The 13,696-nt window shown below is 60.5% G+C and carries 14 protein-coding genes; all 14 read right to left on the bottom strand.

Annotated elements, in window-relative coordinates:
- Positions 1-150 precede the first annotated feature (150 nt).
- Positions 151-1,521 carry an adenylosuccinate lyase gene (purB, locus tag AHA_RS07110; protein WP_011705315.1) on the bottom strand — a complete coding sequence of 457 codons (1,371 nt, stop codon included), beginning with the start codon at positions 1,519-1,521 and terminating at the stop codon, positions 151-153.
- Between the two features lie 127 nt (positions 1,522-1,648).
- Positions 1,649-2,263, bottom strand: a complete 615-nt coding sequence (hflD, locus tag AHA_RS07115) for a high frequency lysogenization protein HflD (RefSeq protein WP_005334622.1) — start codon at positions 2,261-2,263, stop codon at positions 1,649-1,651.
- Between the two features lie 212 nt (positions 2,264-2,475).
- Entirely contained in the window at positions 2,476-3,582 is a 1,107-nt protein-coding gene (mnmA, locus tag AHA_RS07120; protein ID WP_011705316.1) for a tRNA 2-thiouridine(34) synthase MnmA, read from the bottom strand.
- A 318-nt stretch (positions 3,583-3,900) separates the two neighbouring features.
- Entirely contained in the window at positions 3,901-4,368 is a 468-nt protein-coding gene (locus AHA_RS07125; protein WP_011705317.1) for an NUDIX hydrolase, read from the bottom strand.
- A gap of 95 nt (positions 4,369-4,463) precedes the next feature.
- A complete protein-coding gene (locus AHA_RS07130) occupies positions 4,464-5,405 on the bottom strand; it encodes a pseudouridine synthase (protein WP_011705318.1) in 942 nt (313 codons plus the stop codon).
- Positions 5,406-5,471: 66 nt separating this feature from the next.
- Positions 5,472-6,239 (bottom strand): PTS sugar transporter subunit IIA, encoded by a 768-nt coding sequence (locus tag AHA_RS07135; protein ID WP_011705319.1) that lies wholly within the window; start codon positions 6,237-6,239, stop codon positions 5,472-5,474.
- Positions 6,240-6,545, bottom strand: coding sequence for a PTS fructose transporter subunit IIB (locus AHA_RS07140; RefSeq protein WP_011705320.1), 306 nt, complete (start codon positions 6,543-6,545; stop codon positions 6,240-6,242).
- A 298-nt stretch (positions 6,546-6,843) separates the two neighbouring features.
- Positions 6,844-8,250, bottom strand: coding sequence for a hexose-6-phosphate:phosphate antiporter (uhpT, locus tag AHA_RS07145; RefSeq protein WP_011705321.1), 1,407 nt, complete (start codon positions 8,248-8,250; stop codon positions 6,844-6,846).
- Between the two features lie 413 nt (positions 8,251-8,663).
- Positions 8,664-10,571 carry a PTS fructose transporter subunit IIABC gene (locus AHA_RS07150; RefSeq protein ID WP_011705322.1) on the bottom strand — a complete coding sequence of 636 codons (1,908 nt, stop codon included), beginning with the start codon at positions 10,569-10,571 and terminating at the stop codon, positions 8,664-8,666.
- A gap of 633 nt (positions 10,572-11,204) precedes the next feature.
- Entirely contained in the window at positions 11,205-11,870 is a 666-nt protein-coding gene (locus tag AHA_RS07155; RefSeq protein ID WP_077392360.1) for an XAC2610-related protein, read from the bottom strand.
- Complete coding sequence (locus AHA_RS21935; RefSeq protein WP_256681946.1) at positions 11,870-11,995, bottom strand: hypothetical protein; 126 nt, start codon at positions 11,993-11,995, stop codon at positions 11,870-11,872. Before AHA_RS21935 ends, AHA_RS07155 begins: the two co-directional genes overlap by 1 nt.
- A 332-nt stretch (positions 11,996-12,327) precedes the next feature.
- Positions 12,328-12,804 carry a GNAT family N-acetyltransferase gene (locus AHA_RS07160; RefSeq protein ID WP_011705323.1) on the bottom strand — a complete coding sequence of 159 codons (477 nt, stop codon included), beginning with the start codon at positions 12,802-12,804 and terminating at the stop codon, positions 12,328-12,330.
- Between the two features lie 53 nt (positions 12,805-12,857).
- Positions 12,858-13,133: a hypothetical protein gene (locus AHA_RS07165; protein WP_011705324.1), complete on the bottom strand. Its 276-nt coding sequence runs from the start codon at positions 13,131-13,133 to the stop codon at positions 12,858-12,860.
- Positions 13,134-13,228: 95 nt separating this feature from the next.
- The gene (locus AHA_RS07170) at positions 13,229-13,693 is read right to left on the bottom strand and encodes a MerR family transcriptional regulator (protein ID WP_011705325.1); all 465 of its coding nucleotides are present in this window, start codon (positions 13,691-13,693) and stop codon (positions 13,229-13,231) included.
- Between the last annotated feature and the right edge of the window lie 3 nt (positions 13,694-13,696).

The raw sequence follows: 13,696 nt of genomic DNA on the forward strand, positions 1-13,696 counted from the left end.
AGGGTTCGACAAAGGTCAAGAGAGGTCTTGCCGGAGGCGGTGGCTGGCCTCGGGCAAGACCTCTTGCAAAGGGTGTATAGGGTGCCACATAAAATAACCGGGGCCCTGTTGCAGATCATGCACAGGGCCCCGGTGGTGTCACTTATCCGCTTATTTCAGCAGATCGACCAGACGCTGGGCGTCGCCGATGTAGTTGGCCGGGGTCAGCTTCTTCAGCTCGACCTTGACCGCTTCCGGCAACTCCAGGGTGTCGATAAAGGTACGCATCCCTTCGGCATCGACGCGGCGGCCACGGGTCAGCTCTTTGAGCTTCTCGTAGGGCTTCTCGATGCCGTAGCGGCGCATCACGGTCTGGATCGGCTCCGCCAGCACTTCCCAGTTGGCATCCAGATCGGCAGCCATGGCGGCGTCGTTGGCTTCCAGCTTGGAGATACCCTTGAGGGTCGCCTGATAGGCAATCAGGGAGTAGCCAACCGCCACACCAAGGTTGCGCAGCACGGTCGAGTCGGTCAGATCCCGCTGCCAGCGGGAGATGGGGAGCTTGCTCGCCAGATGCTGGAACACGGCGTTGGCCAGACCCAGATTGCCTTCGGAGTTCTCGAAGTCGATGGGGTTGACCTTGTGCGGCATGGTGGAGGAGCCGATTTCGCCGGCGATGGTGCGCTGCTTGAAGTGGCCCAGGGAGATGTAGCCCCACACGTCGCGATCGAAGTCGATCAGGATGGTGTTGAAGCGGGCCATGGCGTCGAACAGCTCGGCGATGTAGTCGTGCGGCTCGATCTGGGTGGTGTAGGGGTTCCAGGAAAGGCCGAGGGAGGTGACAAACTCCTCGGAGAACTGGTGCCAGTCCACATCCGGGTAGGCGCTGATGTGGGCATTGTAGTTGCCGACCGCGCCGTTGATCTTGCCGAGGATCTCTACCGCCATGATCTGCTTGTACTGGCGCTCCAGCCGGTAGGCGACGTTGGCCATCTCCTTGCCCATGGTGCTCGGGGTCGCCGGCTGACCGTGGGTACGGGACAGCAGCGGCATGTCGCGGTACTCGTGGGCCAGGCGCTTGAGCTCGGAAATCAGCTTCTCGCAGTAAGGCTTGATGACCTCTTCGCGGGCGGTTTTCAGCATCAGGCCGTGGGAGTTGTTGTTGATGTCTTCCGAGGTGCAGGCGAAGTGGATGAACTCGCTGACAGCTGCCAGCTCCGGGTTCACTTCGACTTTTTCTTTCAGGAAGTACTCCACCGCTTTCACATCATGGTTGGTGGTGCGCTCGATCTGTTTGATGCGGGCGGCATCCTGCTCGTTGAAGCTCTGGACTATGCCGTCGAGCAGGGCACTGGCGGTCGCGCTCAGGGCAGGGACTTCCGGGATCCCGGCGTGGCTGGCCAGTTTTTGCAACCAGCGCACCTCGACTTCGACGCGAAAACGCAGCAGGCCGAATTCGGAGAAGATAGGGCGCAGGGCATCGGCCTTGTCGCCATAACGACCGTCAATCGGGGAAACAGCAGTCAGCGCGGACAGCTCCATGGGGTGAACTCCTGATGATTGGTGTGGGGGATCCGTATCCACTCGCGCGTGGGCCCGGGTTGTCAGCAAGGGGGATGTGCGGCTGCCCGCCTTGCTGTCGTCCCTCGGCCCGCGCACAAGCCGATGATTAGTAACGTTTGGCCAGCTCCACCATCTTCTTGCGAGCGAAGATGATCTGGGTGCGGCTGCCGCCGAGCTGACGCCACAGCACGCAGGCCCGGATGCCGGCCAGCAGCAGGGCGCGCACCTTGTGCTGCACCAGCGGCTGCTGCAGGAACAGCGGGGTACCCGCCACCTGGATCCGGGGGCCGATCGGGCTGATGAGATCGCTGTAGATGCTCGCCATGTTGGCCAGGATCTGCTCGTCGAGCAGATCGAAGTGCTGTTGCTGGCGGCCAATCTGGCTGATCCGCTCACCCAGCATGTTGAGGATGTCTTTGCGCTTGGCCAGCTTGCGCTCCAGCGCGATCAGGCTCACCACGTAGCGGGTCAGCTCGGCATTCTTCTGGCTGCCGTCGGCGCCCAGCTGCTCGACCAGCGCGCGGTAGCCGTCGCGAATGGCCAGATGGGTGTTGTTGAACACCTCGAGCGGCTGGCTCGGGTTGGTCACCAGAATGCTGGAGAGGCTCTCGCGCAGGGCCGCCTCGTCGCAGCTGCCGTCACGGGCCACCTTCTGTACCAGATAGGCGGCCTGGCAGATGCCGGCAAAGGCCATGGTTCTGTCTTGGAATTTGTCGCTCATATCTTCACAGCCCTGTTCTGTTCATTCACCGGCCGATGCCATGAGCCGGCCTGGAAGTTGCCAATCATGTATCGCTGCCTTGTGCTGTTTTGTCTTTGTCCCCTCTCCCTCAGGGAGAGGGTCAGGGTGAGGGGGGTTATCCCCTCATCCCCAACCCTTCTCCCGCGAGGGGAGAAGGGAGTACAGCGCGGACGCTCGTGAGCGCCCAGCCCTTAGACCGGATGGCTGAAACGTTGTTCGATGATGCCGCCGCCCAGACACACTTCCCCGTCGTAGAAGACGGCGGATTGACCCGGGGTGACCGCCGCCTGTTTCTCGTCGAAGATGACCCGTATGGTCTCATCGTCGATGGGCTGGATCAGGCAGGGAATATCTTCCTGCCGATAGCGGGTCTTGACGGTGCAGCGGCGCGGCGCGCGAATGGGGGTGCGATCCACCCAGTGCAATTGGCTGGCGATCAGGCCATCGGAGTAGAGACGGGGATGTTCGCCCTGTGCCACCACCAGGGTGTTGCGCTCCACCTCTTTGTCGACCACGTACCAGGCCTCTTCGGTGGCATCTTTGCGACCGCCGATGCCAAGCCCCTTGCGCTGACCCAGGGTGTGATACATCAGGCCCTGATGCTCGCCGATCACCTTGCCGTCCACGGTTTCGATGGGACCGGGCTGGGCGGGCAGGAACTTGGCCAGGAAGTCCTTGAATTTGCGCTCACCGATAAAGCAGATGCCGGTGGAGTCTTTCTTCTTGGCGGTGATGAGATCCAGCTGCTCGGCGATGCGGCGCACCTCCGGTTTTTCAAGATCGCCGACCGGAAACAGGCTCTGACCCACCTGAGCTTCGCTCAAGGTGTAGAGGAAGTAGCTCTGATCCTTGTTGGTATCCAGGCCGCGCAGCAGGCGCGGGCGGCCGGTGCTATCGTCACGGCGCACATAGTGGCCGGTGGCGATGTAGGTGGCACCCAGCTCCTCGGCGGCAAACTCCAGGAACGCCTTGAACTTGATCTCCTTGTTGCACAGGATATCGGGGTTCGGCGTACGGCCGGCCTTGTACTCTTCGAGGAAGTGCTCGAATACGTTGTCCCAGTACTCGGCGGCGAAGTTGATGGTGTGGAGTTTCATCCCCAGCTTGTCGCAGACGGCCTTGGCATCAGCCAAATCCTGGGCGGCAGAGCAGTACTCGTCCGTGTCGTCTTCTTCCCAGTTCTTCATGAACAAGCCTTCGACCTGATAGCCCTGCTGCTGGAGCAGGTAGGCCGAGACGGAAGAATCCACGCCGCCGGACATGCCGACGATCACCTTGATTTGGCTGTTGTCTGTCATTAGTCGAAGTTACCAGTTCGTTTAAACGGGGCGTATTCTACCAGAATTTCGCGCCCCCGGTCACATATCCATGCCGCCGTTCCCATCAGGAACTCGGCAGCAGGAAATCGTTTTTCTATTTGTCGGCGCCATGATGAAAAAGTGGCGCCAAACGGTCCCGCATAGCCTGTTCACGATCTGTCACAAGAGGCCGTCAGCAAGGTAAAGAGCAGCGCAGGAACCGGAACGTATAGATATACGTGAGCTTTCCTGATTGCAAACAAGCGAGCAGCACATGAGCCTTGATCACGGCCTCGCAGTAAGAGCATGGGCAGGCTCTCAGATAAAGGCCTTGAGGGCCGACAGCGGCAGCCTGGTGCCGGCCAGATAGTCCTGAATGCACTGCCACACCAGGGGGCTGCGCAGAGCCGGTTTGCACTCGGCGATCTCCGCCAGGGTGAGCCAGTGGCAGGCCAGCACGTCGCCGTCAGGATCCTCTGGATGGTGCTGACCCGGCGCCTTTTCAAGGTCGAAGATGACGGCGGTGCGCACAAAGGTGGCCTCGCTGTCCGCCGGTTTGTAGAGATAGACCCCGAGCCAGCCGGTGGGAGCGGCAGTGAGCCCGGTCTCTTCCTTCAGCTCGCGGCAGGCCGCCTGGATAAGATCTTCCCCCGGCTCCACATGGCCGGCGGGCTGGTTGAAGCGGCACTGGCCCTTGATCTCCTCTTCTACCAGCAGAAAGCGGCCCTGCCAGTGTACCAGGGCGGCCACGGTGAGGCGGGTGGGCAGCGGTGGGTGATCGCTCATAAGGGACTCCTTGTCTGGTTGGCTGTGCCCCGGTGGGGCGCTGGATTCAACTGTGCTGTTCAGGTGACGCACGCTGGCCAAATGGCTTACTCGTATCATTCCGCCGGCTTGCTGCGGGCCGGGCGACGGGCGGTGCCGCGCCCGCCGCTGCGATGGCCGGGGTGCGGCTCGGCCTCGCGGCTGCCCCGCCCTTGGCCGGGTGCCTGTTCTTGGCCCTGATGCTGGGGGCGGCGAGCCGCTCGCGGTGCGCCTCGCTGGCCTGCTCCCTGTGGCTTGGCGGATGTTTGTGCTTTCCCTTGCGTGGTAGCTGGCCGTGGCGCCGGGGCCAGCTCGGGAGCGGGCAGGGCGCGGCTCTCCCCCGGTGCCAGCCCGTCGAGGGACCAGTCGCCGATGGCGTAGCGGATAAGACGCAGGGTGGGGTGGCCGATGTGGGCGGTCATCCGCCGCACCTGGCGGTTGCGCCCCTCCACTATCTTGATCTCCAGCCAGCAGGTGGGGATCTCCTTGCGCTCGCGAATGGGCGGGTTGCGTGGCCACACGGCAGGTTCCTCCATGATGCGCGCCCCGGCGGGCAAGGTCATGCCGTCGTTGAGCTCCACGCCGGCGCACAGGGCAGCCAGTTTCTCCTCGCTCGGCACTCCTTCCACCTGCACCCAGTAGGTCTTGGGGGTCTTCTCCCCCGGCTGGGTAAGGCGTGCCTGCAGCTTGCCGTCGTTGGTGAGCAGCAACAGCCCCTCGCTGTCGCGGTCGAGCCGGCCCGCGGCATAGATGCCGGGCTCGGTGATGTAATCCTTGAGGGTCTCGCGGCCCGCCTCGTCAGTGAACTGACAGAGCACCATGTAGGGCTTGTTCAACAGCAGCAGCTTGCGATCGGCCGGGGCGGGGGCCGGTTTGCGCTCGCCCTCCCTGTCTCTCATGGCGTGTTGCACTTCCCGGCGTTGGGATGGTCGCGCAGTGGCGGGCCCTTTGGCCTTGTGCTCGGTGTCAGGGCGGGCGGAGAGGGAGAGACGGGGACGGGCTGATTTCATCGCATGCATACCAAAAACAGGGGAAGGGCGAGTGTACCACAGGGGGCTGTCGCGGGCATGAACGACGGGGACGGCTCAGCCGAGCAGGCCGTCGATGACGATGGCCTGACGGGCGGGGGCGGAGCTCGCGTGCAGCAGCGCTGTGCCTACCTGCTCGTCCATCAGTGCGCGGGCCAGCCGGGTGAGGGGGCGCAACTGCTCGGGAGCCAGGCCGGCGGGCACTGCCAGCAAAATCAGGGTCTGCACCGGTCCGAGTACGGAGCCCCATTCGATGGGCTCGCTGCTACTGAGCAGCGAGAGCGCGGGTCGACGGATAGCGGGGCAGATGACATGGGGCATGGCGAGCCCGGGCCGGATAATGGTGGCGGACAGTTGCTCGCGCGCGGCGATGGCCTGCTCCAGCGCTGGCCTGTCGCTTATCAGCGGGGCGGGCAGCAGATCCACCAGCACCGCCAGTGCCTGGGCCTTGTCAAGGGGGGCTGTGGCATGGCCAAGCTGAGCCAGGGTGAAGCAATAGTCGGGCAGCGCCTGGCCCAGGCGCTGCTCGGCCAGGGCGGCGCTGCCGGGGCGTCCCAGCGGCTGGCCCAGCTCCACGCACCAGCAGGTGAAGGCCATGTGGGCGAGCTCGGCATCCAGCCCCTCGATCAGCAGCAGGCAGAGATCGCCGGGCTGGGTGGCCAGGGTGAGCAGGGAGAGCTGGTTGGTTGCCTCTACCGCCTGGCGGCGGGTGACGTTGATGAACTGGATATGGGACTTGAACAGCCCGGCTAGCCGACTCAACTGCTTGGCCTGGGTGATGGTGAGCCCCAGCCGGCAGTGAAAGGAGATCTCGCGGATCAGCATTCAGACGCCGGGGGCGGCGGTTTTGAGCACGGCCACCGCATCGAGCAGCACCGCCTCCAGCTTGACCTGGTGGATAGGGCAGCCGAGGAAGCGATCCTTCTGCTCAATCTCGATATCGGAGGCGATCAGCACCAGATCGGCGCCGGCGATGTCGCGGGCGGTGAGGATGTTCTCCAGCCCCATGGCCCCCTGAGTTTCGACCTTGATCTTGAGCCCCAGCTTGTCGGCGGCTTTTTGCAGCGCTTCGGCGGCCATGTAGGTGTGGGCGATGCCGGTAGGGCAGGCGGTGACGGCGAGGATCTTCATGGGCTCTCACGGCAAATTCGGGTGGGGCAACAAGATAGCGCCAAGGGGCGGCCTTGCCAAAGGGGCGGAGGCAAAAATGGGATCCCGACTGCGCTCTGCTGAAGGGATGGGCAAGGGGTCGGCGAATTTATGGCCCCAAAAGGGACAAGTGGGGAAAACAGGGGATAAAAAACGGCCCGCCAGAAGGCGGGCCGAATGCACACTACGGAGTGAAACCGTGCGACCGGGCAGTGACTGCCCGGATGCTAGGGCTCAGGCGGACTGGGTGGCCAGGGTGGCGGCTTCAGTTCGCGCTGGTTCAGGCGGACTGGGTCGCCAAAGTGGCGGCTTTCAGCTCCCGCTTGATGCGGCGGATCTTGCGCTCTTCGGCGACCGCTACGCAGGCCATCAGCACAAGACAGGCGGCGGCGGCCATGTCCAGCGCCGCGAAGGTGCCGGTCCAGCCGGTCAGGCCGAAGATGGGGGTGCCGTCTGCAATCATGCCCAGACCCAGTTTGGCGAAGCTGTCACCGATGAGGTAGGCGAAGGTGCCCTTGACGCCATCGGCCACGCTGATGCCCTGCTTGGGTACGAAGCCCACGGCGGCCACGCCGATCAGCAGCTGCGGACCGAACACCAGGAAGCCCAGCAGGAACAGGGAGCCCAGGAACATGAACTGGGTGGTGGCGTGCTGGTAGAGGCCCAGGGTGGCGATGATCAGCGCCAGTGCCACGCAGGCCACCAGACCACGGCGACCGTTGGCCAGATCCGAGAGGTAACCCCACATCAGGGTACCGACCAGGGCGCCCACTTCGAAGAAGGTAAAGCCCTGGATGGCGATTTCCTTGGAGAAGCCGAGCTCCTGGTGGGCATAGACGGTGGACCACTGGTCGATACCGATACGCACCACGTAGAGGAAGATGTTGGCAAAGCAGAGCAGCCAGATCACCTTGTTCATCAGCACGTACTTGACGAAAATCTGCCACTTGGTCAGCTGCTGCTCCTCGGTGGCGATATCTTCTTCGCTGGCCACTTCGTCAAACAGCTCTTCCACCTTGCCCAGGCCATAGGCTTCCGGCGAATCGCTACCAAAGCGCAGGCCGATAAAGCCGACGATCAGCGCGATGATGGAGGGGAAGATGAACATGCCGAGCACGTTGCCATCGAACAGGTAGTTGGCACCGAACAGCGCCACCCCGGCCGCACCGGCCCCGCCCACGTTGTGGGAGAGGTTCCACATACCGAGGTAGGTGCCGCGCTTGTTGCGGGGCGTCCACTTGGTGATGGTGGAGTAGCTGCAGGAGCCGCCGCAGCTCTGGAAGAAACCGCTGGCCGCGTAGAAGAAGATCATCAGGTAGAGGCTGAAACCGGTACCGCCCATGCTGGCACTGAAGCCCAGCATGCAGAGGGAGGAGAGGATCAGCATCAGCGGCAGGAACTGCTTGGTATTCTTGCCATCGGCATAGTAGGAGACGATGGTCTTGCCCACCCCGTAGGTGATGGAGAAGCCAAGGCCGATCATGCCGAGCTCGGTCATGGAGAGACCGTACTCCTGGATCATGTCGTTCTGCGCAATGTTGAAGTTCTTGCGGATCAGATACATGGTCAGGTAACCGATGAACACAACCAGATAGGATTGCATAAACGGTTTGAACCAGAGCTTGCGCCGGGCTTCGACCGGCAGGTTCAGGGTGGGGACCCGGACCTGTTCGAGCAGTTTAAACATCTTCGTTCATCCTCTGCGAGATAGACGCTGTTTCCGCCGCGTTCCTCACTTTTTGATTGGAGTTGGAGGTCACGCCACGGAAAGAACAACAGGAAGCGGGCGCGGTGCGCGGCGAGTCCCTGTCGATTGAACCCATGCCCGTCCCTTGCGCCATGGCGCGGGTCGGGTAACGACATCAGGTAGCGTGACTTTAATGAGGCACGCTGCAAATGGCGTGAGAGCCATCCCTAGGGGGGGTAGGAAAATTTCCTAGTTTGGCGGGATCCGGCCGCGAAGCGTGAAGAGGATCACAAGCCGGCGGTGTACAGCAGAGGTGAACGGGCTCTCTCGAACCCGACAAAAGAGGAGGCCACCCGCAGGTGGCCTCGTCCGGTTTGGTCGCCGCCAGCAGGGGCGACTTGGTTGGGCGGGGATCAGGCGGCCTTGGCCAGGGTCACCTCGTCACTCTTCTTGACCCGCAGTTTTTTCAGGGCAACTGCCACCACTCCGGTGACGATAGCGCCGCAGATCATGCAGAGCAGGGCCAGCAGCGGCTTGTTGACGGCGCCAAGCAGGGCCACGATGGGGCCACCGTGGGCGACGCTGTTGGTGATGCCAAACAGGAAGGCCATCACGGCGGCGGTCATGCTGCCCAGCACGTTGGCCGGGATGACGGCGAGCGGATCACGGGCGGCGAATGGAATCGCACCTTCGGAGATCCCCACCAGGCCCATGGCACCGGCGGCTTTGCCCGCCTCAATCTCGGTGGCGTCGAAGATGCCGAGCTTGCGACCCAGTACGGTAGCCAGCGACATGCCAAGGGGCGCGGCCGGGATGGCGCAGGCCATGGCACCCATGAACTGGGTCTGGCCGGAGGCGATCATCCCCACCGAGAACAGGAAGGCCACCTTGTTGACCGGGCCACCCATATCAAAGCCGGCCATGCCGCCCAGCACGATCCCCAGCAGCACCAGACTGCCGCCGCTCATGGAGAGCAACATGGCGTTCAGACCCGTCATCATGTCGGCAATGGGGGCGCCGATGATGAAGATGAAGACCGCAGCGATAAACAGGGAACCGACGATGGGGGCGATCAGGATCGGCACCAGCGGTTGCACCATCTTGTGGTAGTGGCGGGTGGCAATCCAGCGCACCAGATAACCGACCAAGAGGCCTGCGATGATGGCACCGATAAAGCCGGTACCGGCGTCGGCGCCGTAGAAGCTGCCGTTGTTGGCGATCCAGCCGCCGATAAAGCCCGGTGCCAGTGCCGGTCTGTCACCGATGGCGTAGGCGATGTAGCCCGCCAGAATGGGGATCATCAGGGTGAAGGCGGCGACCCCCACGTTGAGGATCTGGTTCCACATGCTCCCTGCCGGGATCTGCATGCCGCTCGGGGTCGGATCGCCGCCGATGGCCAGTGCCAGGGCGATCAGCAGACCCCCCGTGACCACAAACGGGATCATGTGGGAGACGCCGTTCATCAGATAACGGTAGAGATCCGAGCTGCCGCCTGAGCTCTTCTCTTCGCTCTTGCGCTCATCCTTGTCCGCCACATAGGCGGGGGCCTTCAGCGCCTGCTCAATCAGCCCCTTGCCATCCTTGATGGGAGCCTTCACGCCGGTCTTGATGAGCGGCTTGCCGTTGAAGCGGGCCATGTCCACCTGCTTGTCGCAGGCCACCACGATGGCGCTTGCGCGGGCAATCTCGGCCGCAGTCGGGCTGTTCTTGACGCCGATGGAGCCGTTGGTCTCCACCTTCACTTCAAAGCCCAGCTCCTTGGCGGCGCGCTCCAGGGACTCTGCCGCCAGATAGGTGTGGGCGATGCCGGCCGGGCAGCCGGTGACGCCGATGATCAGCCCCTTGTCGGCGGCCGGGGTGGCCACTTGCGGCTCTTTCTTCTCGAGCAGCAGGGCCAGCGCATCGGTAGGCGTCTTGGCTGCCAGCAGGGCATCGATAAAGCCCTCTTCAATCAGCTTGGCGGAGAGCTCGGCCAGCACCTCGATATGGTGATTGGCGCCGCCAGCCGGGGAGGCAATCATGAAAAACAGTCGGGAGGGCTTGCCATCCTCGGCGCCGTACTCGATACCGGCGCGGCTGATGCCGATGGCCACCGCCGGGGTGCTCACTGCCGCACTCTTGGCGTGGGGCAGGGCAACGCCCTCTTCAAAGCCGGTGTTGTCCAGCTCTTCCCGGGCCCACAAGTCCTTGATGAACTGCTGCTCGTTGCTGACCTTGCCTTGCGCCGCGAGCAGGCGGGTCATCTCGGTGAAGACCTCCTCCTTGCGAGTGGCCTTTAAATCGAGCGCGATCAGCTGCTCGTTGATAAGGGTGGTGATCATGGCGTTCTCCCTGCTCCTGGCCGGAGCCTGTTGGCATCTTTTCCTGGGCTAGCGCCCAGGAGATGCAGACAAAAGTGACCCCACTATTATCCCGCCCGCTGAGCTGCGCACCTATCGGACAAAACTGCGAAATACTGGATTTTTGTGCGCAACCACCTCGAGTGTGACCCCGATCGCACAGCAGACCAGCTGACAAAATGGGTCTGAATTGAATCGATAAGTGATTTTTTATTTTTAAAAATCAGTATCTTGATGTTGATTCTTTCAACGTGCTTTTATGATGGAGGGTGATATTATCCGGCCTAGAATCGGTGAGGAACTGTAAATTTGTGAGATGAAAAGAGCGGGCGGGGTGTGAGCTGGTGCACATAAATGGCGGTGACGGGGTGCTTGGTAAGGGGAGGTCGGCGAGGGGAAAGGTGGAGAAATGGGTTGAGCCATGGGAGCCAGACAGCCCACCACAACGCGCGAGTGAAAGCACAGGCATTGGCCCGGTAGGGTGCAATGAACGAAGTGAATTGCACCGTTTTTTTGGAGGCAGAAAAGGTAGAGGTGCAATGCGCTGCTCTTATTGCACCCTACCGAATTGATGACGTGAATGTCTAAGTACGCTTGGGTATTAAAAGTTCTAGGTTAACTTTTGGCTATTGCTTCTGGAAGATAGAGCCAACGGACAAGGGGGCCTTTTCTGGAGGCAAATCGGATCTTAATCCAGTCATCTTTCTGCTCGAGAATTTCTACTTTGTCGTTATGAATAAGATAGGCTTTGGTCTTTGATTTTTTTTCAGGTGATGAGTAGAGAAAGGCTTTCTCGGATGTGACTGACCAGAGAATTTTCTTGCCATCAAAATCAATCGCAACGGTGTCCAGTTTCTCTCCCTTCTGATTAAATGTGTGCTCGTAAAGAGGGAAGGTATCAATTTCGGAGTTTTGGATCTGATACTCTGTTGTTTTATATAGCCAGAGTTCACCTTGGGCGTTATATCGGTAAGTATCGTAATACCATACAGGGCCGGAGCGGCAAGAGCTAACCAAAGAAAGATCATCTAATCGAACTGAAAGGTTATAGAGATCTTCGCAGGCAGATGTAGGTGTCTTCGAGTCTGCAAATTTTAGCTCTTTGAATATTGCATTCATATGATCATATAAGAACACATGAAAAATATTATTTACCATGCCAAGATAGTTGGTAATGGCAATGTCCTTATAACCATCAAAGTTGAAATCCTGTATAAAAATATCAGACTCCAAATTATCATCAATACATTTAAGTTGCTGCTTTTCTTTTCCTGCTGTCATCAAGTAAAAGCATTCACCCTCTTTTTAATATCTACTTTCACTCCGTCAATTATAAATGTGGCGTCTGCTTTTGCAGAAATGGAGAAGCATAGTAATAAAGTTGTGATGATGATAAGTAATTTCATGTTGATTTATCCTGCCACTTGAACTTTTGTAAAGTGCTGCTTGCGTCGTTTATTTACTGTCTCGGAGCGTCTTAAATTGAGTTGAATAAAGAGGCGGAATTCCACGCTACCGACCGTGGATTACAGCCTCCAGCCTGCTACGGTCATCCGGCGATGTGGTGGATGGCGAAACGGCCGCACAGATGTGTCTTTGCATAAATGGTTTCCAAGTGGGCATCTTAACCAAGGTGATTGGGTGGCAAAACAGGAAGCTGAACAAAATCAGCCTCAGATCAACAAATTACTTAATAAGGAAGAGGGTTGATTGGCTTCCGCCTGCCGGTAGCGACGGGTTACTGGCCGCTATGGAGCGGGGGATTGGGCTCCAGCACCAGCGAGAGCCGCAGCATATCCTTGTGCTGGATGCCGTGCTCCATCAGGGGCTCCGGGTAGTGGATAAGGAAGTGATCCTTGATGACGGCATCGACGCGAAAGCCGTGGCGCTGGTAATAGGTGAGCTGGTGGCCGAAGCTGCCGGTACCGAGCTCGACGCGGCATACCCCTTTCTCGGCCAGGCTGGTCAGTACGAAGTGCAGCAGGCCGTAGCCGATGCCTTGCTGCTGTCTAGTGGGGTCAACGGCGATATTGAAGATTTCGGCCGTTTGCTCCCCCACCAGACCTGCCACGCAGGCGCCTACTACCTCGTTGCCCGCCAGGGCGGCAAAGCCCCAGGCGCCGGGCAGATAGGCGGCAATGCGCTGCTCTGCGGGATCGGCCTCCAGCAGCAGCGCCAGCGGCAGTTGATTGGGGTCCATCTCGACAAACTTCATCTTTCTCTCTTTTATCTCGCTGTGACGGTCCGGGGTGTGCTGTCCTCTGGGCCTCAATACTCCAGAAACTTCTCGCCGCAGCGCTCGCAGATCAGGTGCTTTACATGGGTGGCCTGGTAAGCCAGCGTTTCACCAAACGCCCAGTTGGTGATGCTGCTGGAAGTAAAGGCTTGCCAGAAGGCTTTGCGCGGATCCTTGGGCATGATGTCCTGAGTGTGATCGCGGGCGACCAGCACCACGATATGGCGGGTGCGCTCCCGGCATTTGTCACAGCGATGGATTTCACTCGGTGGCTCGCTTTGGGAGTGGGCGGTGCGCTCTGTTGTCATGATGATGACCTGTTATGGATGGCGCGCCCATCATAGTCTTCTTCAGTTGGCTCTCAATCCCCCATGCTGGGGGCGTGTGCTGGTTGCGAGCGGGATCACTTTTTGGGGCGCGTAGCGGGCTTGGCTGCGATGGTGTTTGTTGCGATGCCCTCGGGGGAGGGAATACCCATGCTAGCCAATACCCGGGCGGCGTTCTCTTCACACGGCATCTCGTCGGGTTTGGACTCCACCAGCCTGATCAGGGCCTGCAATTGCTGCTTGCTGTGGGCAAGTCTTGTCTCCAGCGCTTCTATGTCGCTCACCTTGGCCTCGAGCGCCGCCAGTAGCGGGGCGTGTTGCCAAGAACTGATATCTGCGGGCACCAACTGCTTGATCTCGTCGAGGGAGAAGCCTGCCTGCTGCGCCTGGCCGATGATGGTCAGCAAGGGTACCGTCTCGGGCGGGTAGTCGCGATAGCCGTTGGTACCCCGCCGTACCTTGCTGAGTAGGCCTCTGGCTTCGTAGAAGCGGATGGTGGAGGCCGCCATGCCGGTCTGTTTGGCCAGTTCACCGATCTTCATCTT

It is taken from the genome of Aeromonas hydrophila subsp. hydrophila ATCC 7966 (assembly GCF_000014805.1).
In the GTDB taxonomy this organism is placed as follows: domain Bacteria; phylum Pseudomonadota; class Gammaproteobacteria; order Enterobacterales; family Aeromonadaceae; genus Aeromonas; species Aeromonas hydrophila.